26 protein-coding genes are annotated in these 24,226 nt (G+C 48.3%); 6 read left to right on the top strand and 20 right to left on the bottom strand.

The window, feature by feature from the left end:
* Nucleotides 1-26 precede the first annotated feature (26 nt).
* Nucleotides 27-1,007 carry a LacI family DNA-binding transcriptional regulator gene (locus L3D05_RS17750; protein WP_239617637.1) on the top strand — a complete coding sequence of 327 codons (981 nt, stop codon included), beginning with the start codon at nucleotides 27-29 and terminating at the stop codon, nucleotides 1,005-1,007.
* Nucleotides 1,008-1,072: 65 nt separating this feature from the next.
* On the opposite strand, the gene L3D05_RS17755 is transcribed toward L3D05_RS17750, so the two are convergent.
* The 6 genes from L3D05_RS17755 to L3D05_RS17780 all read right to left on the bottom strand — a co-directional run bounded on the left by L3D05_RS17755 (nucleotide 1,073) and on the right by L3D05_RS17780 (nucleotide 5,509).
* Nucleotides 1,073-1,447, bottom strand: coding sequence for a DoxX family protein (locus tag L3D05_RS17755; protein WP_239617638.1), 375 nt, complete (start codon nucleotides 1,445-1,447; stop codon nucleotides 1,073-1,075).
* A gap of 142 nt (nucleotides 1,448-1,589) precedes the next feature.
* The gene (locus tag L3D05_RS17760) at nucleotides 1,590-2,030 is read right to left on the bottom strand and encodes an RrF2 family transcriptional regulator (protein WP_239617639.1); all 441 of its coding nucleotides are present in this window, start codon (nucleotides 2,028-2,030) and stop codon (nucleotides 1,590-1,592) included.
* 135 nt (nucleotides 2,031-2,165) lie between these two features.
* Nucleotides 2,166-2,843 (bottom strand): ABC transporter permease, encoded by a 678-nt coding sequence (locus L3D05_RS17765; RefSeq protein ID WP_239617640.1) that lies wholly within the window; start codon nucleotides 2,841-2,843, stop codon nucleotides 2,166-2,168.
* Complete coding sequence (locus L3D05_RS17770) at nucleotides 2,827-3,762, bottom strand: ABC transporter ATP-binding protein (protein WP_239617641.1); 936 nt, start codon at nucleotides 3,760-3,762, stop codon at nucleotides 2,827-2,829. The genes L3D05_RS17765 and L3D05_RS17770 overlap by 17 nt, the downstream gene beginning before the upstream one ends.
* A gap of 96 nt (nucleotides 3,763-3,858) precedes the next feature.
* Nucleotides 3,859-4,812, bottom strand: a complete 954-nt coding sequence (locus L3D05_RS17775; protein ID WP_239617642.1) for a sensor histidine kinase — start codon at nucleotides 4,810-4,812, stop codon at nucleotides 3,859-3,861.
* Between the two features lies 1 nt (nucleotide 4,813).
* Nucleotides 4,814-5,509, bottom strand: coding sequence for a response regulator transcription factor (locus tag L3D05_RS17780; protein ID WP_369417991.1), 696 nt, complete (start codon nucleotides 5,507-5,509; stop codon nucleotides 4,814-4,816).
* Between the two features lie 243 nt (nucleotides 5,510-5,752).
* Between L3D05_RS17780 and L3D05_RS17785 the strand changes: the two genes are divergently transcribed.
* A complete protein-coding gene (locus tag L3D05_RS17785) occupies nucleotides 5,753-6,652 on the top strand; it encodes an ATP-binding cassette domain-containing protein (RefSeq protein ID WP_239617644.1) in 900 nt (299 codons plus the stop codon).
* Nucleotides 6,649-7,437, top strand: coding sequence for an ABC transporter permease (locus L3D05_RS17790; protein ID WP_239617645.1), 789 nt, complete (start codon nucleotides 6,649-6,651; stop codon nucleotides 7,435-7,437). Before L3D05_RS17785 ends, L3D05_RS17790 begins: the two co-directional genes overlap by 4 nt.
* Before the next feature lie 52 nt (nucleotides 7,438-7,489).
* Here L3D05_RS17790 and L3D05_RS17795 read toward each other — a convergent pair whose 3' ends face one another.
* From L3D05_RS17795 to L3D05_RS17830, 8 genes are all read right to left on the bottom strand, one after another.
* Nucleotides 7,490-8,278 (bottom strand): TetR/AcrR family transcriptional regulator, encoded by a 789-nt coding sequence (locus L3D05_RS17795; RefSeq protein ID WP_239617646.1) that lies wholly within the window; start codon nucleotides 8,276-8,278, stop codon nucleotides 7,490-7,492.
* Nucleotides 8,279-8,358: 80 nt separating this feature from the next.
* Nucleotides 8,359-9,357 carry a FecCD family ABC transporter permease gene (locus L3D05_RS17800; RefSeq protein WP_239617647.1) on the bottom strand — a complete coding sequence of 333 codons (999 nt, stop codon included), beginning with the start codon at nucleotides 9,355-9,357 and terminating at the stop codon, nucleotides 8,359-8,361.
* Nucleotides 9,350-10,360: a FecCD family ABC transporter permease gene (locus L3D05_RS17805; RefSeq protein ID WP_239617648.1), complete on the bottom strand. Its 1,011-nt coding sequence runs from the start codon at nucleotides 10,358-10,360 to the stop codon at nucleotides 9,350-9,352. Before L3D05_RS17805 ends, L3D05_RS17800 begins: the two co-directional genes overlap by 8 nt.
* An 84-nt stretch (nucleotides 10,361-10,444) precedes the next feature.
* Nucleotides 10,445-12,424: an ABC transporter substrate-binding protein gene (locus L3D05_RS17810; protein WP_239617649.1), complete on the bottom strand. Its 1,980-nt coding sequence runs from the start codon at nucleotides 12,422-12,424 to the stop codon at nucleotides 10,445-10,447.
* A 193-nt stretch (nucleotides 12,425-12,617) separates the two neighbouring features.
* A complete protein-coding gene (locus tag L3D05_RS17815) occupies nucleotides 12,618-13,088 on the bottom strand; it encodes a VanZ family protein (RefSeq protein ID WP_239617650.1) in 471 nt (156 codons plus the stop codon).
* 88 nt (nucleotides 13,089-13,176) lie between these two features.
* Entirely contained in the window at nucleotides 13,177-14,271 is a 1,095-nt protein-coding gene (locus tag L3D05_RS17820; RefSeq protein WP_239617651.1) for a HAMP domain-containing sensor histidine kinase, read from the bottom strand.
* Nucleotides 14,264-14,953, bottom strand: a complete 690-nt coding sequence (locus tag L3D05_RS17825) for a response regulator transcription factor (RefSeq protein WP_239617652.1) — start codon at nucleotides 14,951-14,953, stop codon at nucleotides 14,264-14,266. The genes L3D05_RS17820 and L3D05_RS17825 overlap by 8 nt, the downstream gene beginning before the upstream one ends.
* A gap of 14 nt (nucleotides 14,954-14,967) precedes the next feature.
* A complete protein-coding gene (locus tag L3D05_RS17830) occupies nucleotides 14,968-16,311 on the bottom strand; it encodes an aminotransferase-like domain-containing protein (RefSeq protein ID WP_239617653.1) in 1,344 nt (447 codons plus the stop codon).
* Between the two features lie 168 nt (nucleotides 16,312-16,479).
* On the opposite strand from L3D05_RS17830, the gene L3D05_RS17835 reads away from it, so the two are divergent.
* Nucleotides 16,480-17,409, top strand: a complete 930-nt coding sequence (locus L3D05_RS17835) for a DMT family transporter (protein WP_239617654.1) — start codon at nucleotides 16,480-16,482, stop codon at nucleotides 17,407-17,409.
* A 137-nt stretch (nucleotides 17,410-17,546) separates the two neighbouring features.
* Here the strand turns inward: L3D05_RS17835 and L3D05_RS17840 are convergent, their stop codons facing one another.
* Nucleotides 17,547-18,575, bottom strand: a complete 1,029-nt coding sequence (locus L3D05_RS17840; RefSeq protein ID WP_239617655.1) for an AraC family transcriptional regulator — start codon at nucleotides 18,573-18,575, stop codon at nucleotides 17,547-17,549.
* Nucleotides 18,576-18,710: 135 nt separating this feature from the next.
* Here L3D05_RS17840 and L3D05_RS17845 point away from each other — a divergent pair, with 135 nt between their 5' ends.
* Nucleotides 18,711-19,295, top strand: coding sequence for an NAD(P)H-dependent oxidoreductase (locus L3D05_RS17845; RefSeq protein WP_239617656.1), 585 nt, complete (start codon nucleotides 18,711-18,713; stop codon nucleotides 19,293-19,295).
* A gap of 80 nt (nucleotides 19,296-19,375) precedes the next feature.
* Here the strand turns inward: L3D05_RS17845 and L3D05_RS17850 are convergent, their stop codons facing one another.
* From L3D05_RS17850 to L3D05_RS17860, 3 genes are all read right to left on the bottom strand, one after another.
* Nucleotides 19,376-19,552 carry a hypothetical protein gene (locus L3D05_RS17850; RefSeq protein WP_239617657.1) on the bottom strand — a complete coding sequence of 59 codons (177 nt, stop codon included), beginning with the start codon at nucleotides 19,550-19,552 and terminating at the stop codon, nucleotides 19,376-19,378.
* Nucleotides 19,553-19,570: 18 nt separating this feature from the next.
* On the bottom strand, nucleotides 19,571-20,044 hold the full coding sequence (locus L3D05_RS17855) for a hypothetical protein (protein WP_239617658.1): 474 nt from the start codon (nucleotides 20,042-20,044) through the stop codon (nucleotides 19,571-19,573).
* 204 nt (nucleotides 20,045-20,248) lie between these two features.
* The gene (locus tag L3D05_RS17860; RefSeq protein WP_239617659.1) at nucleotides 20,249-20,869 is read right to left on the bottom strand and encodes a hypothetical protein; all 621 of its coding nucleotides are present in this window, start codon (nucleotides 20,867-20,869) and stop codon (nucleotides 20,249-20,251) included.
* 201 nt (nucleotides 20,870-21,070) lie between these two features.
* On the opposite strand from L3D05_RS17860, the gene L3D05_RS17865 reads away from it, so the two are divergent.
* Nucleotides 21,071-21,958 carry a fructose bisphosphate aldolase gene (locus tag L3D05_RS17865; protein WP_239617660.1) on the top strand — a complete coding sequence of 296 codons (888 nt, stop codon included), beginning with the start codon at nucleotides 21,071-21,073 and terminating at the stop codon, nucleotides 21,956-21,958.
* 84 nt (nucleotides 21,959-22,042) lie between these two features.
* Here L3D05_RS17865 and L3D05_RS17870 read toward each other — a convergent pair whose 3' ends face one another.
* On the bottom strand, nucleotides 22,043-22,858 hold the full coding sequence (locus L3D05_RS17870; protein ID WP_239617661.1) for an ABC transporter permease: 816 nt from the start codon (nucleotides 22,856-22,858) through the stop codon (nucleotides 22,043-22,045).
* Entirely contained in the window at nucleotides 22,855-23,886 is a 1,032-nt protein-coding gene (locus L3D05_RS17875) for an ATP-binding cassette domain-containing protein (RefSeq protein WP_239617662.1), read from the bottom strand. The genes L3D05_RS17870 and L3D05_RS17875 overlap by 4 nt, the downstream gene beginning before the upstream one ends.
* Nucleotides 23,887-24,226: the final 340 nt, after the last annotated feature.

Consider the following 24,226-nt stretch of genomic DNA (forward strand, 5'->3'; position numbering starts at 1 on the left):
CAATTCACATAGAAGGAGCGACTACCGTGGTCAGCATTAAAGATATTGCCAGCAAAGCCGGCGTCTCCGTATCGACGGTATCCTATGCCCTAAACGGTAGCCATAAGGTGTCCGAAGAAACCGCGGCGAGAATCTTTAAGATCGCCGAGGAGATTCATTACGTTCCTCATGCGGCCGCAAGATCGCTGAAAAAAAGACAGTCCAACATTATCGGGGTGTTCCTTACCGATTTCAGCGGCCATTTTTACGGGGATTTGCTCCAAGGGGTTAAAGAAGGACTTAATCGCAAAGGCTACGATCTTATCGTATGCAGCGGCATGCAATCCCATCGGCTCATTCCGGAGAGAATGATAGACGGAGCGATCGTACTTGACGAGACGTTCTCCGATGATGAACTGCTTAAATACGCGAATCAAGGACATAAGCTTGTCGTGTTGGACCGTGAATTGGATCACCCCAACATCAATCAAGTATTGCTCGACAATAAAGCCGGCGCGGCGATGGCGATGGATTATCTTCTCGAACAGGGCCACGACAAGCTGTACGTGGTTTCCGGACCCGTGGGATCGTACGATGCCAAGCAACGGCTTCACGCGGTCAAGCAAGCGATCGAACGCAACCCCCGTCTGGAATTCATCGAGATTAACGGCGATTTCGGCAAATCTTCCGGAGAAGCGGCGGGCAAAAGGATAGCGGATGAATACGACCGCACGGCTGCCGTATTCTGCCTTAACGATGAAATGGCCGTCGGGCTTTACCATTATATCCGCCACCATACGTCGCTAGTCGTCGGGGAACACATTCATCTGATCGGATTCGATAACATCGAAGTTTCCGAGTACATTCAGCCAAGGCTTGCAACCATTGATTATTCCATGCGCAAATGGGGGGCTTTCGCCTCCGAGCAACTCTTGAAGCTCATCTCCGGGCAACCCGTGGAACATGAGCGGGTATATGTCACCTTGATCAAAGGCGAGTCGGTTAAACCGGTTCAAGGGAATGCCTGATAGCGCTCGAACGCAGACAAAAGAAGCTCATCCTGTGGATAAGGATGAGCTTCTTAAAACGATGTTTAGTTAAAGCCCGGAAAATCCGAAAGATCGGACAAGCAAAGGAAGAAAGCGGCAAAGGCGATGACTCCAAGCAAAATAATCGGGAACGTTTGCTTCATCGAATCTTTAACGCGAACATGAATTAGGATACCGCCGATTGCCGTGATGCCAAGCACGAGCGCTCCTGCCGCCGTCCAGCTTGGATCCCAGTAGCCAGCGATCAGCGCACCCGCGCCGATGAATTCGACTATGCCAGTAACCACGCGAAACCATTGCGGCATTCCCCATAGTTTAAAGTTTTCTACGTGCATTTTCGCTCCCGATATTTTGCCTAAACCCGCCATAAGGAACGCAAGAACCAGTAAACTTTGCAGTACGATCGTTAAAATTTCCATGAATAATATCCCCTCGTCCAGTTAATTGTGCCCATATCGAGCACATTATACTTCATAAAAAAATCAGTTCCATAACTGCAACTGATATAAGCACATTATAATCGCTCCCCATTCATTTGACTAGTATCTTACTTAAATAAAGTTAACATTCAAAAAATTCAATCCGATTCATGACGTCCGCAATCGTATAGTTCCGCAGAAAATCAATTGTCTGCTGTTCGGCTTCGTACAAAATTTTCTCAAGCTCCGCATCCAATTTCTCTCCGGCAGCTCCACAATCGACCGCGTCGATTTCCGATTCTATAGAGGCTATGTTTACTGCGCAGTAGATTTCGCCTAACGTAATCTGGTCTGCGGATTTCCGAAGGCTATATCCTCCCTCGCGGCCTCCCTTCGATTCCACGATGCCGGCAGTCGCTAACGCTTGAAGCACCCTTCGCATGAAAGTGGCGTGCGAATTCACCTGACTGGCAATCATCGCGCTGGATAGAATATTACCGCTATTAGCTAACCATACGATTGAATGAACGGCTATTTTGAACCGAGGGGGGCCAATGTTGACTCCGCGGGCTGCTGAACTCATGACTATCCCTCCTACGCTTATAATGCAACTTAATAAAGCACATTATAGGATACATGATCCCGCAGTTCAAGCAGACCACGCATCGACGAAAAAAGAGACTCAAGCGATCGCTTGAATCTCTTACTTATGATTGGGTTACAAATCCGCATGCTCGACGTTACGAATGGACAAGTAGGCAACGAAGAAACCTATAACCCCTAACGTAATGGGAACCGCAATATTCTCCCCCAATGAGGATCCATTATTACTCGCGTTAACGAGAGCCACGATGAGAATGGAAGAAACGATTGTGGTCGGGACGGATTTCCGCAGCATCCCGAAAAACAACGGAACTAAAGCCATGCCCGCGGAGGCAATCCCGTTGACCACGAGATGTATCGCCTGCGTCTTCACGATGTCGGTCGTCAAAGGGGCGGCGAAATAGTGCAGCTTCTCGTTGAAGAGATAAAATCCCACGGAGACGAGAACAGTGCCGATGACAACCATTGCGAAAGTAATCGCTCCGACGATGAGCAGCTTGGCGAGAAGCAGCTTTTTACGGCTGATCGGATAAGTGAACAGGAGCGCCATCGTCTGATTGCGATACTCCTCCACGACGAGCTTCGAGAGCAGCACCGAGGCGTAAATGATGAACGCGATTCGGACGAGCATCTCTATGATCGTTAGCGCCTCTTCGTAGTTTTTGAATCCTTCGGCTTCATCCGATCCGATAAGCAGTACGAACCCTAGAACTCCCAGTAAGGTCAACGCTGAAGTCCTGACAATGCCGCCAAGCTTTACTTTTCTCAGCTCCAGTCTAACGAGATGCAACATGACGGTCGCCTCCTTGGATCAATTCCATGAAATAATCTTCAAGAGAATGATTTTTCCGATTAATCGAATCCACGGGCACTCCGTTAACGATCAAGCTGCGGGTCAACTCGCTCGGGGGCACTTTCAAATCGTAAATCCTCAGTACCCCGCTACCTTCCGTTATCCGAAAATTCGAGATATGCAATACGTTCTCCAACACGAAAGCCGCTTTCGTAGCATCCGAAGTATACAACTCGATATATTCCGTATTTTTGCCACGAATCGCGTCCATCGACACCTCTTCCGCCAGTTTTCCGGCGCGAATAACGCCGATCGTATCCGCGATTTGCTCCATCTCTCCCAGAATGTGGCTGGAGATCAACAAGGTTATGCCGTACTGCTTGCTTAACATGAGGAATAAATCCCTCAGCTCGCGAATCCCTACGGGATCAAGGCCATTAATCGGCTCGTCCAAGATCAGCAACTCCGGCTTCGTCGTAATGGCCCGGGCGATCCCCAACCTTTGCTTCATGCCGAGAGAAAACTCTTTGACGGGTTTACGTTCGACGTTGCTCAAGTTAACCAGCTTCAAGGCTTCTCCGATCGCGTTTTTGTTGTAATAACCCATGTATTCACAATGCAGCTCCAGATTTTGCTGGGCCGTCATTTTATCGTAAAACACGGGATTTTCAATCATGTTGCCCATTCTCTTCAACACTTCGTACGAGGAGTGCGTTAACTTCTCCCCCATAATCTCGATTTCTCCGCTAGTCGGCTTCACGAGATTCGTCATCATCCTCATGATCGTCGTTTTGCCCGCGCCATTGGGTCCCAGAAATCCGTAAATCTCGCCTTTCTTAACGTTCATGCTGACATCCGATACGACTTCTTTCCCGCCATAAACTTTCGTTAAATGATGTGTCCTCAGAACATAACTCATGGACTGGTTTCCTCCCTGCTTCTTATTCCTGCTTCTAATCCTACCAGGGGGATTGATCTTTTCTCTTACTCGAATCTTAAGAGATTCTTACTTTATCTATGCTGAACCGTACTCGTATTTTAATAGGGCGAATCGCACAGTAAAGACCGTCCGCTCGTGGGGTTGGCTCTCCAAGCTGATCTGCCCTTCCATCTGTTCGGTTAACCGCTTGGCGATCGTAAGCCCGAGACCGCTTCCTTCGGAAGATGAACTTCTGGAATCCTCCAGCGTGTACAATCTTTCGAATACCTTGTCCATTTCGGTTTCCTGAATTCCTTTGCCTTTATCCCACACCTCGATAAATACAAACTCCTGATCTTGTCGGAGGGTTAACCCAACGACGTTGCCTTCGTAACCGTATCGAACTGCATTCGATAGCAAATTGTCCAAGATTCGGCTGACGGCTTCTTCGTCCGCGTAAATAAAGACGGGTGCTTCCGGAATCTCAATTGGCACCTCGAACCCTTTACCCGTTAATAGATCATAGTAAGCGAGCATGCTGTTCCGGCAAATCTCGTTTATATGAATTCTTCTTCTCTCCAACTGCCAATCCCCGGACTCCAGCTTCGCCAAATCGAAAAATTTGTTAATCAACGCCAGCACTTCCAATGCTTTCGACTGCACCTTGGACAGCATCTCATCCCGATCATCGGAACTCAAATTCCGATTCAACCTGATCGTCTCAATATAGCCAAGCACGACCGTTAACGGAGTCTTCAAATCATGGGATACGTTGGACAACATCCTTCTCATGGAATTGCTCATTCTAGCCCCGTCGGAAATCAATTCGTGATTGTAAGCCAGCAACTTGTTCGTTCCGATCAGCAGCTCTCTAAGCTCCGGTTCCGCCGTCACATGCAGCAAACGCTCGGATGACCGATCCGATACGATTCCATTCAATTTGTCGCTTATATATCCGAGGCTTGCATTCCGTTCTTTGTTAGCCTTGAATTGCACGATATTCATAACTAGAGACAGAAGAAGCAGTAACCCTAATAGGTAATAGATCATTTCATATCTCACCCGACTTGTAGCCGATTCCCCATAACGTCTTGATGTACCGGGGGCAGGAAGGATCATCCTCGATTTTCTCGCGGAGCCTGCGCATATGCACATTAATGACGTTCTCGTCTCCGTAATATTGTTCGTTCCATATGCGCTCGTACAACTGCGCTTTCGTGAACACCCGGTTCGGATGGGTAGCCAGAAGATGCATTATGGCAAATTCCTTGGCTGTCAGCTTAATCGCCTTCCCGTTCTTGGTTACGGAGAAATTATCCGAATCGATGACGAGGTCGAAAAGGCGAATCGCCTTATCCCCGTCGTACGCATCGGACTGCTTCGTTATCTTCGAGCGTCGTATCGCTGCCTTAACCCGAGCGGTTAACTCAATAAGAGAAAACGGCTTAGCCATATAATCATCTGCACCGAATCCTAGCCCCAACGCCTTATCTATATCGCCGTTCTTGGCGGACACGATAATGACGGGAACCCAGCTCTTCTGCCTAACCACCTGAAGCAAGTCCATACCGCTCAAGCCCGGCAGCATAAGATCGAGCATGATCAGATCGTACTCGTTACCGAGAATAAGCGATTTAGCTTCTTCTCCGTCGAAAGCCGTAACTACCCGGTACCCTTCCATATTCAAATGGTTCATGACCATCTCGCTAATGGATCGGTCATCTTCTACGAGAAGGATAGTCTCTATCATCCCGCACCTCCCGAAATCACAAGTGTATCCGTTCTAGAAACACTAAATATCTGCCTGATTATATCATATTCCAAAATGAGAGAATTATGGAAGACCGTTCAATCGTCGCTTCGGATTCCATCTCCTATTCGCAACAAAACATTCGTCGACATTCCATTTTTTTGTTGTATTTTAACTGTGTATTACATATACTGTTTATGTCGCATACAATTATTAAAGGATAATAAGAGGAGGAAAACCATGAGTAAGCCCGCTATCGAAGTTAAAGGTTTACGCAAAAAATTCGGCAACCACGTCGTGCTAAATGGAATTGATCTTTCCGTTCCGTCCGGCACCGTTTATGCGCTGCTCGGCCCCAATGGCGCCGGGAAAACAACGTTGATCCACATCCTATCGACGCTGGTCGCCGCCGACGAAGGTTCTGTCCGGGTATCGGGTTACGATGTCGTTACCGACAAACTCCAAGTCAAGCAATCCATCAGCCTTACCGGGCAATTCGCGGCGGTCGATGATGCCTTAACAGGCGAGGAGAACCTGCGAATGATATGCAGGCTGTCCGGACTCACTGCCCTGGAATCCCGTGTCCGAGCGGACGAACTGCTACAGCATTTCGATCTCACGGGAGCAGCTAAGAAACGCGTCAAAACTTATTCCGGCGGGATGCGCCGACGACTCGATCTTGCGATCAGCCTAGTGACCAGTAGGCCAGTGCTGTTCCTTGATGAACCGACAACGGGACTGGATACGATTAGTCGGCGCGCCCTGTGGGAAATCATCCTTCAATTGAAGGAGCAAGGCATTACCGTATTTCTCACGACTCAGTATTTGGAAGAAGCGGATCAACTGGCGGATAAGATCTCCGTCATCGCCGACGGTCGAATCGTGGCAACCGGGACGCCCGGGGAGTTGAAAGCACGCTTGGGCGGAGAGGTGATCGAGCTGTATAACGAGGATGAGAATTTGATCGAAGCTTTCCCGACGACAGGAAGTATCCAGGATATCAGTCGTGCGCTGAATGAACTCATCCTTAAGGTCCCTCAGGAAACAAAGGTACGCATTCGCAAGCCGAGCATGGATGATGTATTCCTTGCCCTGACTGCCAAAAAATCTACTCAAGAATTGGAAGGTGCCTTCTCATGACAACGCACCGCCCTATAACCAAGTTGACTCCCTTCTGGGTGACGAACGCCGTCTTCATCGGCCGAAGCCTCCGTCTCAGCATGCGAAATACCGAGGCCTTACTCATGGCCATCCTGCTTCCGGTCATGCTTATGTTGTTGTTTACTTACGTATTCGGCGGGGCACTCGATCCTAGCGGAAATTACGTGAATTACGTTGTCCCGGGAATCATTCTTCTCTGTGCCGGATTCGGATCTGCCAGTACAGCTGTCGACGTTGCCCATGACATGACGAACGGAATCATCGACCGATTCCGAACGATGCCGATTCGCAGCCTAAGCGTAGTCACGGGGCATGTCGTAGCCAGCCTTACCCGTAATCTGCTCGCAACTGCTGTCGTTATTGGAGTCGCGTTGTCCGTCGGTTTTCGGCCTTCCGCTAACGCACTGGAATGGTTAGCTGCATTAGGCATGATCGTTCTGTTCATTCTGACGTTCACTTGGCTATTCGCCGCGATAGGCTTAATGACGGGCAGTCCGTCCGCGGCGAGCGGATACGGGTTCATTTTACTATTCTTGCCCTACCTGTCCAGCGCCTTCGTCCAAACGAACACGATGCCTTCCTGGTTGCAAGGAGTCGCGAATCATCAGCCCATTACGCCAGTCATAGAATCGATTCGCGGATTGCTTACCGGAACTCCGATTCAGGACAACGCTTGGTGGGCAATCGGATGGTGCTCGATCCTCCTCCTTATCTCCATCGTCTGGTGCCTCATCGCCTTCCAACGGAAAGCCGGACGGCGATAAGGCAAACAAAAGAGAACAGCGATTAGGCACAAGCCTAACCGCTGTTCTCTTTTTATTTGCCCGGCGTTTTCGTGACCAGATATTGTTCTATGCCGTCCAGGATACGCTCCAGACCGAAATCGAAATCGTTGCCTACCGTATTCTCGTTTGCGTTGTCCTCCGTATAGGTTCCGGACTGGATGAGCGGGTGTAAATAGGGAAAGCGGTCCGGCGTAACAAGTAGCTTAAGAGCCGCGCTATAGTGAACTCCGCTCACGGAATCTTCGCTTGCTCCCGCCCGGATAGCTCGTTCGATGTCCCGTTGAATGATTCCGCTTGACCGAGAGTAACTGCTTAGTAGCAAGATTACCGACATTTTTTCATAATCGTTCAGCGGAAAATGGCGTAACGCCCTTAGCGCCCAGTCGATAACGAGCAAATTATTAGGTCCTAGGGGAATGCCGGTAACCGGGATATCTCCGAACCAAGGATGGATGCGAAACACTTCAATACAAGCTTGTACATACTCCCTTAACTCTGCACGCCAATCCGATTCGATCTTCTCCGGCGGAATCGGAATCTCGCACACGGCGTCTTGCATGAGTTGAAGTAAATCTTCTTTGCTGGAAACGTATCTGTAGAGCGACATCGTCGTAAACCCCAAGGAGCCGGCAACCCGATTCATCGAGACGGCGGAAAGTCCATCCTTATCCGCGATAGCGATTGCCGCATTGACGATTTTGGGGATACTTAGTTCTCCTTTGGGACCTCTCTTCGGTTGTTTCCCTAATCCCCAACTGAGCTTAACCCCATTCGGTAAACACTTAAATACTTCGTCATCCTGTTGATCGTTATTCCGCATGCTCGCTATCCTCCAAACCCGTTCCCATGCCTACCGAAATTGTATACTTGATATACAGTATATCATAGTCCACCTTACTGCTAAACGGCTTTACGTTTGAACAACAGATACATAAAAAAGGGTGCTCCCACTCCTGCCGTGAAGATTCCCGCCGGAATATCGAGCGGTTGAAAAAGCGTTCTTCCAGCCAAATCTGCCAACAGTAAAATTATTGCGCCTATAAACGCAGAAACCGGTATGAGTATAGGATAGGATTGGCCTGCAAGTTTCCTAGCAATATGCGGTGCTAATAACCCAATGAACGATAGGGTTCCCGCTATCCCCACCGCAGCCCCGGCTAACGCGACGCAAATGAACAAGATCGCCATGCGACTAAGCTGAAGCCGAACTCCCAGCCCAATAGCCGCTTCTTCTCCCAACGATTGAACATTCAAATCTTTCGCAAACACCATGGATAAAGGAATGAACACGGCGATCCATGGCCAAAGAGCTTGGATGTACGTCCAATTCGTTCCATAGATACTTCCTGTCATCCAGTTCAGTACTTGCGCCGTTAGATATGCGGGTCCGCTAATGAGCAAGAAAAGCGTAAGCGCGCCCATCGCGGTCGATATCCCCAGACCGATAAGCACAAGCCTGAAGGGGGATATCCCTTTTTTCCAAGCGAGCGCATAATTAGTAAAGGCAACGATGAATGCGCCACAGATCGCGATTACCGGAACCCAATGAATACTATATCCCGTAAATAGGGTCATGAAGGCGACCACCGCAACCGAAGCTCCTCCAGTCACTCCCAGTAAATCCGGTGATCCTAGCGGATTGCGAATGACCCCTTGAAGTAAAGCGCCGGATACCGCCAATGCAGCGCCGATTAATAGGGCTGCCACGATTCGCGGCAATCGGAACTGCATGACGATTAAGTCGCTGCTCTCACCGTTGTTACCCACGAGCGACAGGAAAACTTCCTTGATCGGGATACGCACTCCGCCTATGGATAGACATAAAAAAGATAAAGCAGCCAGGAGAAGAGAGAGCGAGCTTAGGATTACGATAGATTTTGCCGTACTATACTTAAGCATGTCTCCTCCTTCTCGCCACATAAATCAAGAATGGGACGCCAATCAGAGCTGTCGTGACGCCTACGGGAACTTCCTTCGGCATAAGGACGAACCGAGATACGATATCCGCTATCACAAGCAGCACCGCACCTGAAAGAGCGCAATAGGGCAGCAACCAGCGATGATCGTTCCCGACAATGGATCTGCAAAGATGCGGAACGATAAGTCCGACAAAAGCGATGGGACCGGCCGCAGACACAGCGCTGCCAGCAAGCAGAACGACGGCAAGCGCCGACAGCATTCGCACGAGCATCATGCGCTGCCCCAAGCTCTTGGCACTGTCATCTCCCAGTGCCATTACGTTCAATGATCCCGATAGAAGTAACGCAATGAGCAAGCCTATGGCCAAATACGGAGCAACGATCACGAGATGATCCAATTTCCTTCCGGACACGGAGCCGACCATCCAGAACAAAGCGGAATCTAGCGAATCCTTATTAATGAGGATTATTCCGGATGTAATAGAGGAAGCGAATGCGGCAACGGAAGCCCCGGCTAGCGTAAGCTTTATCGAGTCAAATCCCCCTGTTCCTTGAACGCCCAACGTAAACACGAATAATGAGGTAATCGCCGCTCCTGCGAAAGCGATCCAGATCATGCCGCTCATCGTAAGCGATGAACCGTATGCAGCCAGTCCGATCACGATAAATAGCACCGCTCCCGAATTAATTCCGAATAAGGATGGCGAAGCTAACGGATTCTTCGTCAATACTTGCATGATCGCACCTGCGATAGCGAGGCTAGCTCCTACCGCTGCGGCGATTAGCGCTCGGGGTACGCGCGTGGTCGTAATAATAAGGTGTTCATTGGAACCATCAAAATGACGATAAGCTTGCCATAAGTCGTTTATATCGAATCGATGAAGTCCGAATAAGATACTGATTACCATGCTGATAAGCAGCAAAATGACGCCGAATGCCAGACCATACAGCTTCCGCCTGCGGTTTTCCATCCCTAATGCCATATTCTTCTCCTCCTTGCCGCTGAAATCATAAACAAGCTGACGTCTGTTGTTAGTGACGTCAGCTTGCGGATGAACTAAGCGAGTCTACTCCACTTCGAAATAGGAAACGAGTTCATCCAGAAGTAAATTCGCTGCTTTATAACCGCCGGCAGAATTCCAAACTGCTTCATCGACTTTTACGACCTTGTTGTTTTTGGATACGTTCAAATTTTTGAATAAAGGATCGTTCATCCATTCATCCACTACCTTGGACGCATCTGTCTTGCCTGCGGCTTCCGTTACGAAGTAGAAGAGTACGTCTCCATCCATGCTAGGAATCGTTTCTTTGGTCATAACCTCGATAAAGGAATCCTTATCCTGCGAAGCAGGACGAGCAAATCCCAGTTGGCTCAATAATACTCCGGAGAAGGTTTGCTTCTGGTATATTCGTACTTGCGATGCGGAGAAGCGCGCAACCGATACTTGAGTAGCGGCTTTGTCTCCAAGCTTGGCTTTGACGTCCGAAACGCGTTTGTCAAAGGCGGCCATCGCCTTCTCGCCCTCTTCTTTCTTATTCACTGCTTCCATGTAAAGCTTGAAGTTGATTTTCCAGTCCCCGCCTAAATCTTCGGCGAATACGGTAGGTGCAATCTGCTTCAATTGCTCATATACTTTTTCCTGTCTGACTTTATTCCCGATAATCAGATCGGGCTTTAGGCTGGCGATAAGTTCTATATTCGGTTGCAATTCATCGCCAACGACGGCGACATCCTGCATCTCATCTTTAATATGATCGTACCATGGCTCGCCAATCCACGACTGGACTGCGCCAACTGGCTTGATCCCGACCGCCAGCAAAGCCTCGGTTCCTTCGTTAGTGAGAATAACGACGCGTTCAGGCGTGCCTGTAAGAGTTTCTTCTCCCATCGCATGCTTAATGATGCGAGGCGCTTCGGTTTCGGAGGATGGAGTAGCCGACTGAGCCGGCGTCGTCACATTGTTGCTCGGTGATGCTGCCCCCCCGTTAGAGGCATTCGAATTTGTCGAACCTGACGCGCATGCGCTCAGCATTAAAGCGAGGCAAAGGACCATGGTTGCCGCCATAGATGGTTTGGATCTTCTGAACATAGGTAAATCTCCTTCTCCATTGTATTGATAATGATTATCATCGTCATTAACAATATAACGTCGAAGTTTTCTTACAACAATAGGATATCTCGACATGTAGGATGGATTATATCGACTTGTACTCCTTGCGTTGGCTTTCTCTTTGAAGCTTGTCGGGGAGACACCCTCAACTTTCTTGAAGATGCGGCTAAAATAATAGCTGTCGGAATATCCGACGTTCTCTGCGATTTCTTTTAAAGTAAGCTCCGTATTGCGCAGAAGTTCCTTCGCTCTATCCATGCGGACGCGAATTAAATAATCGATCGGACTCGTATTCTTCCGACTCTTGAACATCCTCAGAAACTGTCTGGAATTGCACTCCAGCATCTCGACCAGAGATTCGAGCGTCACATGCTCGCTGTAATGTTCGTGGATATAGCGAACGGCTTGCATCACCAAATCCGGCTTGATAGAATTGACACCCTGATGATGCAATTGTCCCAATAGCTCATGCACGAATTGATAGAACAACGTCTTGACGTTCAATTTCGCGAGCGGATCCGATCGTTGCCACTCTTTATCCATTGCCTCGGCTTTGTCAAACAAGAAGATCGGATAATGCGGAGTAAAGTGATAGTACATTTGAAACGGATTCTCTTTGTCCATAAGCCTCAAGAGCTCTTGACGGCACGGCAATGGCATTGTCGCTTTATATAGAATCATATAGTACTCAAGAATCTCTTCAGCGGTAATATCTAGGCATAGTCCTTTACCGCCATGCAGCACATCGAAACGATTGATACGAATAGGCGTCCCATCCAACCGTACATGCGCGCTGCCGCGTTTAATATAAAGAAATGCGCTGGACGGTAATGGATAGGAGCGCAATTGCTCCCCATGCCCCATGATCGAGTGACGTATATCCATAACCCGAATCGAGACGTGATTCCACAGCATGATTTGGTCGCTCAATTTCACCGAAATCTATCCTTTCCTTCTTAACGCATTCAGCAGACTAACGGCATCTTCTATTTTCTCCGATTGTTTCAACCCTTCACCTTTCTAATTGAGAGTGATTATCAATTAGAAGTATAAACCAAAAAAGAAAGCCCATCAATAAGATGAGCTTTCCGTATGATCCAACTACCAATAACGTCATATAATTATGGACTTATTTATTACTTATGATTTTATATATACCGTATCCAAGTACGCCGCCAGCCGTATTCAGAATGAGATCGTCCACGTCGAAGCTGCCCATCGAGAAGATGATTTGCGCGCATTCCAGGCTTAAACTCATCCCTAGCGAACAAAACAAAACGCCTACGAATTTACGTTTGGCCATCCCCCCGACGAATAATCCGAAGGGTAAAAATATCGCGATATTTCCGAAGAGATTAAGTTGATCATGCGGATTCGATAGCCTATTCATGTTTTGGCTGATCGATTTGAACGGGGTGAAATTGGCCATACTTAATCGATTCTCGATTTGGCCGGGATTCTCAATAACCCTTTGAAGCTGAGATCCAAGGAAAGAAATATCGACCGTGCCGAATTTAAAGAGTATGACTTTGACCAATCCATATAAATAACCGACGAATAATGCCGTTAGAACGACAAACCAAATATCCCGCTTCTTCAACGTCAGCCTCTCCCTTACCTTATGTACTTCTAGGTTAGAGAAATTAGATTAATAAAGAAGTGGGATAAACTTTAAGTTTTTATAAATATCATGACTGAATAGGCAAGCGAACTTCAAAGCTCGTCCGGGTTAAGCTGCTTTCGGCCGTTATCGTTCCGCCATGTTGCTCCACGATGTTTTTAGCGATAAACAATCCTAGACCGGTGCTGCCTCCTTGGTGGGTTCGCGCCTGATCTCCGGTGTAAAACATATCGAAGAGATACGGCAGCTCTTCCTCCGGAATGAGATGTCCATAATTAACGACCTGCACAACTACGGCTTCAGTCTCAAGTTTACCTGCAATATCGACGAATTGCCCATCCTTGCCGTATCGAGCGGCGTTGGACAGAAGATTCTCGAAGACGCGGGCGAGCAACGCTCCATCTCCTGTCACCATCGTACGAGGGGGAATGTTTAATCTGGCTACTAAACCGTTGCTCTCCATTATCGGATAAAGCTCTTCGACTAATTGATGAAGGAGCTCGCTGAGATCAAGCGGTTTTTTGTCGACGGGAAGCATACCGTAATTCATTTTGGTAATTTCGAACAGTTCTTCGATCAGGTGCTCCAATCGCCGGGATTTCGTATAAGCAATCGTCGTATAGTGCCTCGCTTGTTCAACCGTTAATTGATCGTGTTTCAAAATGAAATCCAAATATCCCAATACGGAAGTAAGCGGCGTGCGCAAATCGTGCGCCAAGTTCAATACCAGTTGATCTTTGCTGCTCTCCGCGAAATCCCCCCGTTCCACGGCACTTCTTAATTTCTCTCCGGCACGGTTGATATCTTCCGCAATGGAATCGAACTCATCGCCCGAGTCCAGCTTCACGCGGGCCGTAAAATCGCCATTGGCCAGGCGATGAATACCTTGGGAAATTTTATCGAAATAGGAAACGTACGGTCTGGTCAGCAAATAGAAAAACAAGATCGCTAGCGGCACGAACACGATCATAAAAAAGTTGACGTCCCCGACGTTATTCATGATAAAGCGCAAACGAACGATGGCATCTTCCGCTCGGACATGCTCATGATAATAGATCTGAAGGCCTTTATAGAGCATGTAGGTCAGAATTCCGGACAGGAGCATACTTTGTCCGAACAGCAGCAGCATTTTCGACCGAAAGCTGTGTCTGCGCTTAAGCATTGAACGCGTACCCTACTCCCCATATCGTTTTAATATACTTGTCCTTATCCTCCCCAAGCTTCTTCCGAAGCGTTCGGATATGTACCATAACCGTATTCCCGCTTTCGTAGTAAGCGTCGCCCCATACCTGCTGAAAAATATTATCCGCGCTATACACCTTGTTGGGGTGGCTAGCCAACAAATATAAAATGTCGAATTCCTTAGGCGTCAGGACGATGGGATTACCGAATAGCGTTACCGTGCGATTATCCGGATCTACAATCAGTCCCCCCACTTCCAGAAGAGATTTGTTCTCGGGCGAAGGCTGGTTCAGAAGCATCGAACGGCGAAGCTGGGCCTTCACCCTGGCTACCAGCTCCAGCGGGTTAAACGGCTTGGTCATATAATCGTCGGCGCCCATGATGAGTCCGGTTATTTTATCCAAATCCGACGCCTTCGCGCTCAAAAAAATGATCGGCACCCGATAGTGCTCCCGAATTTGTCGTGTCGCTTCATGTCCATCCAGCTCGGGCATCATAATATCCAAGATCGCCAGATCGATCGAATGGGCTTGAAACGCCTGTACTGCAGCTTTCCCGTCGAATACCTTGATGGCATGGTAGCCTTCCTTCTCGATATTCATCGCGATCAAATCCGCTATTTCCGGTTCGTCATCCGCGATCAAGATGGTAATTCGTTTCATTTCATACCGCTCCTCTATTCGATACTTTCCCGCCCGACTTCCTCAACGATCGCCTTAACTCCTGCCTTAATCTGTTCCGGCTGCGCCTTTGAAATGCTGATACGCAGAAATTTCTCCCGCTCCAAGTAATCCGCAAAATAAAATCCCTTACCGGATGCGACAGTGATATCCCTTGATGCAAGACGTTTCGTCAGGCGTTCTAAGTTAACCGTTGGCGAAAGCTTGAACTGCATATAGATGCCCGAGCTAACGTTAGATACTTCGATTAACCCGACTTCATTATATTGCTGAATGGCCTCGTTCAAGGCACGTATTCTCGCCGCGTATTCGCTGCTTATTTTGCGCTTGTGCCGCTCGTACATGCCATTCTTGATATAAATTTCGAGTGCGGCTTGAGAGAGTAATGACGTATCTGAGCTTCTTCTGCGAGATAGGAACGTCTTCAACAAGCGTTCCGGAAGCACGACGGCACCCAGCCTCAAACCGGGGAATATGATTTTGGAAAAACTTTTCAAATAGACGACATGCGATGTTTCGCTATAGGAATGAATGGGGTCGAAGCCCGTTTCCTCACCCAAGTCGGCCATATAATCGTCCTCGATGACGTATACGTCATATTTGCTGGCTAATTTGGAGATCGCTTTCCTCTCAGCCGCGCTATACGATGTACCTAGCGGATTGTGGTATCTCGACATCGTGTAGAAAAATTTAATGTCCCCGTTTTTGAACGTCATTTCCAATTCCCGCAAATCGATCCCTTTCGCCGTTCGGGCGATTCCGCACACCGGAATGCCTTCCGCCTCGAGAAATCTCAAGTAGATGTCGTAACTGGGCTGTTCGACCAAGATGACCGATTTTCCGTTCGGAAACGGCATTTTCGCCAAAATCTCCAACGCCTGCTGCACGCCGGATGTAACCACAATCCGTTCTGCATGGGTAAATACTTGATCTCCAGCCAAATGGGACACAAGCGTATAACGCAGCTTCTCCAGCCCTTTCGGATCGCCATAGGTGAACAAGTGGTATTTATAGGTATCAATCGCTTTGTTTAAACAATGTTGAAAATCCAAATACGGAAACAAATCGATATCCGGCAACGCCGAAGCAAAATCGATGATCTTGTTCTCCGTGTCAGCTGGCCGATCTCCCGGTTTGTCGACTATATAATAGCCGCTTTGCGATATCGAATAGATCTCATGGCGCTGCTCCAATTCCACATAGGCACGTACGACAGTGCTAATGCTGCATCCGTAAATCTTCGCTGCATCGCGGACGGATGGCAGCTTCTGGCCTGATCGATATTGGCCCTCCCTAATTTTGTGCTCTATGTCGGATAGGATAGTCAAATATTTTTTCATGCGCACCTCTTTTCCTCACAATTGATTATACATGAACGATTCAACTGTATCGATACAGTTCTCACAATCGGATATTGTTGAAACAACGATATCGTCCTATCCTTGCTATAGAACGGAATGAGGTTCGCCATACGCGTACCCTACTTCCAAAGTGAGGAGATAACCGCCATGAACCAAAAGGGACTAACACTTGCCTATTTATCCGCAATATTGAACGCGGTCATCGTAGGCTTCTCGTTTTTGTTTACGAAGATCGCGCTCGAACACGCCAGCCCCATTGATACACTTATGTACCGATTTGCCCTTTCGTTCGCCGTTATGTCGATTCCGGTGGTGCTCGGTCGCATTCGTCTGAACTACCGCGGCAAGCCTATATTGCTGGCGTTATTGCTAGCTACGATGTACCCTCTCGGTTTTTTTACTTTTCAAATATTCGGGCTGCAGCAAGCCACCTCTTCGGAGGGAGGGATCTTGTTCGCCTTTACGCCAATAATGACGATGCTGCTGGCATCCTTATTTTTGAAGGAAACGACAACTCATCTGCAGAAGCTATCGATCTTCCTGTCGGTATTCGGCGTTGTGTTTATTTTCACGATGAAGGGCAGCAACATCGAATTGTCGAATATGACGGGGATTATGCTGCTGATTTTGTCTTGTTTGGCCTTTGCCGGGTACAGCATATTAGCGCGTTCGCTCATGAAATCCTTCAGCTCGGTCGAGATCAGTTATCTGATGCTTGGAATCGGCTTCGTTACCTTTCTAGTTGCATCTCTTACCGATCATGCTGCCGACGGTACGTTTGATCGTCTGCTCGAGCCGCTCGGCAGCGGAACGTTTATCGCCTCGATCGGTTATCTAGGTGTGTTATCCTCGCTTCTGACGGCGCTAGCGGCTAATTACTCTTTGTCCAAATTAGAAGCTTCCAAAGTGAGCGTATTCAGCAATCTGTCGACTATCGTCTCTATCCTCGCGGGGGTCATCGTTCTCGGCGAAGAAATGACGATATATGCTGTCATCGGCTCGGCGATGATTATAGCGGGGGTAGTCGGAACTAACCTTTTGGGGCGACCTCTCAAAAGAAAAACGTCTAAATCGTAACGAGTGAAAAAGCCACCTAAAAGGTGGCTTTCCGGTTGATTTTCAGTTCGAACGTGATCGGATCGCTATAAGTAGAAAGTGGCAGCTGTTCATTTAGGTCTGTCTTACGCCGGAGCAACAGATTTATCGCTCTCGCATCAATGACTTGCCTCGGCGTGTTGATGCTTGGCGTTCGCCCGGTACTGTCCTGGAGTTAACCCCGTCCATTTTTTAAAAGCGCTCTGAAATGCGCTGGGTTCGGAAAAATGCAGCACGTAGGCGATCTCTCCGACAGAATATTCTTTTTTCTTCAGATAGCCCATCGCCATTTCCTTGCGTACGCGCGTAGCCAAGTCGATATAGGTCGTGTCCTCTTCCTTTAATCTATTCTGAATCGTTCTCGTGCTCATCCCGAACGATTCGGCCGTTTGCTGTAAGGTAGGCAAGAAGGAAGGTAAGCATTGCTTCAGCCACCGTACGACCTGATCCGAGAAATCGCTCTCCCGGGTCAAACCCATCTTCGTCTCTTGAGCAATCGCCTCGAACACGCCCAACAGCTTCGGATCGGAATACATAACGGGGTAGTTCAGCACGTCCTTGCTCATGCGCAAGTGATTCTCATCCCCGCCGAACCGGGGAACCGTTCCGAATGCCTCCGCGTAGGGGGTAGTATCGACTGGCGCGTCATGCGTGAATCGAACCTCATGCAGGGGAACGGTTCTGTTGCTAAGCCTCATCATTATCCGACACAACGAACTTGCCATATCCTCTACGCAATGGCGGGACATTCGTCCGGGATGCTGCAAGAACATCCGGATCACAATATCCTCGCCTCTAGCTTCCCAATCCAGGTTAAATCCGCTGCACAGAATCACATTGTATCTCTGATAAGCTGCCAGCGCGTCGGCAATCGTACCGGAGTGCAGCATCACGTAGCCAAGAATGCCCATGTCGGCGAACTCCGTAATCTGGCCTTGGCGCAAACCGAAATGCTCATCTTGCGTGAAGGTCGCTGCCGCGATCATTAACCTCTCCAATTGCTCTCCTGTTATACGTGCCTCGACGTCCTGCAGCAGGCTCGAATCGAAAGAAGCGTATCGGAAGTACTGTTCCACATCATAGCCTTTATGAACGATGGACTTCATGATTGGATAAACCATGGAGATGGCGATTCCTTGGTTCGTCAACTCCTTCTCCTCCTTTGCGCGAATAAGCAACATCTGTGCGCGGTCGATCATACCTTTATGTTCAAAATCGCTCTATGCTGATAATAGTCTCGCACGAACATTTTATCACGGCTACGATCAGAGGAGGAACATGGAATGAAATCAAATATACTCGTTATTACCGGCCATCCCGATTCGCAAAGCTTCAGCTCGGCCCTATCCGACGCTTATCGGAAAGGGGCTACGGAGGATACTAAGGTTCAAATTCGGGAGATCGACCTCAGCAAGATCAACTTCGATCCGAACTTACGGTTCGGTTATCGCCAAAGAACGGAGCTGGAGGAAGATTTAAAGCAAGCACAGGAACTCATCCGCTGGGCCGACCACCTTGTCTTCGTCTATCCGACATGGTGGGGGGCGATGCCGGCTATTCTCAAGGGCTTCATCGACCGCGTCTTTTTGCCCGGATTCGCTTTCAAATACCGTGACAACTCCTCCCTTTGGGATAAACTCTTGAAGGGCAAGACCGCCCATCTCATCGTCACGTCGGACACCCCGTCCTGGTACAATAGGTTAATCTACAAGCGTGCGGGTCATAACGTCATGAAACGAAATATCCTTCAATTTTGCGGAATCACGCCCGTTCGTGTAACCGAGATCGGCCCGGTCAAGCCTTCATCAGAGCAATTGCGTGCCAAATGGCTGGATAAAGTGAAGCGGCTTGGTTCGAAACTGGCTTGAAAATAATAAAACTTGGTACACAAATAAGAGCAGGAGAAATGAAAATTCTCCTGCTCTTATTTATGTCTGTAGCGATTAACTTAAAGAAATGACACTGCGGCACGATTCTGGTACTTAGCAAATTTAATAATCGATTCGTATTGTGATTTCGCGATCCGACGTTGAGACATTGGCAATTGAGGGTTCTTCATAATCTCTGCCAACTTCTTGAGCTCCAGCATTTCCTCTGAAGTAACCTTTACGGATTTACGTACCACTAAACACTCTCCTTCCCGCTAATCCATCTCGTCTTTTCCAACAACCTCTTCGGGAACGGTTTTCGATAATTCTTCATTCGCCTTCCCCTTTAAGTAGGAAAGCCCCGCATATCCCGCCAATAGGGCACTACTAATGACTGCAAAATCATTATCTGTTTCTGCAAGAGCTAAAGCCGTTTTTGCCAAAACCCCCGTTCCAATCGCAATTAACAAATCCCCTAAAAACCCTAAATCAAAAAACACTCTTTTTGTCTCATTGCTTTTCTTTCTATAACCTAGAATAAAAAAAATAAATCGGTAAATTCTTTGGAACCACGCTAACAAACGATTGTGCGACAATTCGATTTCGTTTACCTCATATTCTATAACGATCTTCGGTAACTCGACCGTACCGTTTTTTACAAAATGGCCAATTAATCCTCCGATAAGGCTCATAATAACGGGCAGACGAAACACTTCAATAAAACCTGAAATGGTAGTCATGTCTGCCATATTAATCCCTCCATAGGATATGTCGAACTTACAAAAAAAGACCCGACTATTGGGTCAGAAATATAAGGCTTGATTCAAATGGGACAAATTCTCGAAAAAAGTTCCTTATCAATTTATGTGTGACGGCGAAGAGATATTCCAGACGTTCAAATTTCACCATTCCAAAAAAATAAAAACAGCCCTATGCGGGCTGCTTAAAATCGATTAATCCATTCCGTGTTCTTCACGGATTTTGTACATGCCTTGAAGGAGCAAGTCGGCAGGATCTCTATTCAGAAGTAATTGCGTATACAACAGATGAAGAGGATAAGCACACACGTTATTGCCATCCCGTATTTCCGGAAACCCGGCTTCGAACACTGCCCCGTGCTCTTCGTTCCAGTCCAGTCCTGCATGCACTTGTTCCGGAGCGAATTCTTCCTGAACTGCCGCTATGCATTGCGGAACCAACACCTTGTCGATGATAGCTTTGGCCTCTTCTTCGCTTTCCGGTGGCTTGGGAAGCCCTCTTCCCCCTTCGGTCTTCATCAACTCGATGAAGAATGAAGCCATCCATTGCGCCGGATCGTTGCCCGACTGAAACTTCGCGACCAACTCGCGGAGGAAAAAGCCGCAAGCATATCCGTTATCCGAATCATCCTTTACTTGAAAAACAAAAACCGGACCATAGATTTCTTGGTTCATTACTCGAGCTTCGACGTTGTCGAAGTGCTGCCTTAAAGCAACAAGACCGTTATGATGGACAGCCTTCACAAGCTCGGCAAAATTCTCTTCGTTGGTTGCTTGGTTGTTTTCGATTTCTTCGTTTGTTGTCTCGTTGTTCATCGTCTGCTTCACCCATTTACCATCATATCATTCGGCTGATTGAACAGTCTAGTCCAAGACAAACAAACTCCTGTTCCAATAAATAGCTGAAAGACACAGTCTAACTATGTATACAGTACTACAATGGTTTTTCAGTATAAGTGTTATAATAAATAAGATTCAAGATGTCATTCAGTCCATTAGAAGGAAGGAGAAACATCCATGAATACGAAACAATTAGAAAAAATCCGTACGGGAAAAGGCTTTATCGCAGCCTTGGATCAAAGCGGCGGAAGTACGCCTAAGGCACTGCTGCAGTATGGCATTCAAGAAAACAGCTATTCCAATGAAGATGAGATGTATGCGCTAGTGCATGAGATGAGAACGCGTATTATTAAAAGCTCCGCGTTTGACTCCCGGTACATTCTGGGCGCGATCTTATTCGAAAACACGATGGATCGTTCCATCGACGGGCAGCTTACCGCCGATTATCTTTGGAACGTGAAAGGTATCGTTCCTTTTCTGAAAGTCGATAAAGGGCTCGCCGACCTTGCCAACGGGGTTCAGCTCTTGAAGCCCATTTCCGGTTTGAACGACTTGCTTAAACGCGCGGTTGAACGAAACATATTCGGGACGAAGATGCGCTCGGTTATTAAGGAAGCGAATCCTTCCGGAATCAAACAAGTCGTCGAACAGCAGTTCGCCATCGGCAAACAGATTGCTGAGCTGGGGCTAGTCCCCATTATCGAACCGGAAGTCGATATTCACAGCGCGGATAAGGAAACTTCGGAGAAAATATTAAAAGACGAAATTTTCACTCATTTATCCACCCTCGACAAAGACGTAAGAGTCATGCTTAAACTTTCCATACCGACGGTAGACAATTTCTATAACGATTTAATGGATGACCCTCATGTTGTAAGAATTGTAGCTTTGTCGGGCGGTTATACGCAAGCGGAAGCCAATGAAAAACTGGCACGTAATCACGGCTTGATCGCTAGTTTCTCGCGTGCCTTGTCGGAAGGACTCACCGCAGGACAGACGGACGATGAGTTTAACGCAATGCTATCCAGATCCATTCAGGACATTTACGAAGCCTCCATTAAATAATTCCGAAAATAAAAAACGACACCGAACTTGCCATAAGTTCGGTGTCGTTTCTTGTTTAATACGGAAGCTCGATCGCGGAAAGCATTACGTCCGACGCATGTAAGCACGTACCGTTATAGGTGCGAAGATCGCCACGATAACAGCCGCCCCGATAAGCGAGATGCCAAGGTCCCATCCTACGGTACCCGAGTTGGCAAGATCCCGGACGGCAGTGACGAGATGCGAGATCGGATTGATGTTCACAAACCATTGAAGCCAATTAGGCATGGTGTCAACCGGAACGAACGCGTTGGATAGAAACGTGAGCGGAAACAGCACGATCATCGATATTCCCTGTACGCTTGAAGCGGTACGGGCGATCACGCCGAAGAACGCGAAAATCCAACTGATGGCCCAAGCACATACAATGACAAGCAGCGCTGCGATCGCGACGCTTCCCAGTCCGCCTTCCGGCCGATAACCCATAATAAATCCCATCGTAAAAGTGAGTACGGTCGCAATGGTATAACGGACGGTGTCTGCCAACAAAGCCCCCGCCAACGGCGCAATGCGCGCGATAGGCAACGACTTGAATCGGTCGAACACGCCTTTATCCATATCTTCCCGCAACTGGACGCCAGTAACGATGGAAGTCGTGATCACGGTCTGCACGAGAATTCCGGGAATGATAACGGGCAAGTAGCTCGCCACGTCGCCGGAGATGGCACCTCCGAAAATATAAGTAAACATGAGGGTGAAAATAATAGGTTGGAGGGTCACGTCGAACAGTTGCTCCGGCGTGCGTCGAATTTTCAATAACCCTCGGTAGGCCATCGTCAACGAGTTGCGAACGGACTGGCCGAAGCTCGTGTGGTTCTTCAGTCGGCGCTCGGCGCCGGGTTTAATTGCAGTACTGTTCATACTCTTGCCACCTCCGCTTTGTTTGATTCATCCGATGTCTGTGATGAGTTTTCTTTTACGCCATGGCCTGTGATCGTTAGAAACACCTCGTCGAGGGTCGGTTTCTGCACGCTTACCTCGTCCAAGCGAATTCCCGCCCCGCGTAGGGCGATTAGCAAGTCGGTAACAAGGTCTGCGTTAGCCATCGGTGCGGTAAGCTTGCCGGCTTCCGACGACAAGGTAGACTGGACTTTAAGTACTTGTTCTATCGTTCGACGGGTGGCCTCGATGTCTTGCTGATTTTGGACTCTCAGATGCAATGACGAAGTGCCGACGGATGCTTTCAGTTCATCCACCGTTCCCTCGGCGACGACTCGGCCATGATCGATAACCGCGATCCGGTCAGCCAGTTGATCAGCCTCATCAAGGTACTGCGTCGTTAATAGAACGGTAGAACCCGTCTTCACCAAACGACGGATCGTATCCCACATTTGTGCACGCGTGCGCGGGTCTAATCCGGTCGTCGGTTCGTCAAGGAAGATAAGCGGCGGTTGCGCAATGAGGCTTGCCGCCAGATCCAGCCGGCGTCGCATACCGCCGGAGAAGTTCTTGAGCGGCCGCTTCGCCGCCTCCGTCAAGCCGAATTCCTCCAGTAACTCACCTGCTTTCTTCTTAGCTTCCGTGCGCCCTAGCCCTAACAAGCGGGAAAAGATAATCAGGTTCTCTGTAGCGCTGAGCGACTCGTCGACGGATGCGTACTGACCGGTTACCCCGATCAATTGACGGACGATCTGCGATTCCTTCACCACATCGTGTCCGAAAATTCTCGCCGTGCCCGCGTCCTGCCGAAGCAGGGTCGCCAGCATTCTGATGGTGGTCGTCTTGCCTGCTCCATTCGGACCAAGCACGCCGTAGATCGAACCCGTACGAACATTCAAGTCTACGCCATCCACCGCTCGATTGTCGCCGAACGATTTGACGAGGCCGCTAGCTTCAACTGCCCAATCGCCATTGTTTGGCTGCATTTTCTTTGTATTTATGCGATCCATTGCGATTCCTCCTAAGTAACTGATTACTTAGGAATGTTAAAGCACTTATATGAACTGAATGTGAACGATGGAGGATGTATTTCTAATGCAATGTATTTTTCTCGAACCGGATGATGAGTCCAAAAGAGGCTGTCTCATAAGTCATTTCAATGACCGATGGCAAGTCCCTTGTCTTATTTCGTTATCGATTTTAGTTTTGGCCGGACATGTATCTCCTTCCGGTGGCTATTGCATTCATGAAATTTTGAATTTATAAACTCATAATGAGGAAATTTCACGACTGCAAAGGCCAACGCTCTGAATGGCCATTCACCTCTATATTGTCATAACCTTGTTGTAG

It is taken from the genome of Cohnella mopanensis (assembly GCF_022352055.1).
In the GTDB taxonomy this organism is placed as follows: domain Bacteria; phylum Bacillota; class Bacilli; order Paenibacillales; family Paenibacillaceae; genus Cohnella; species Cohnella mopanensis.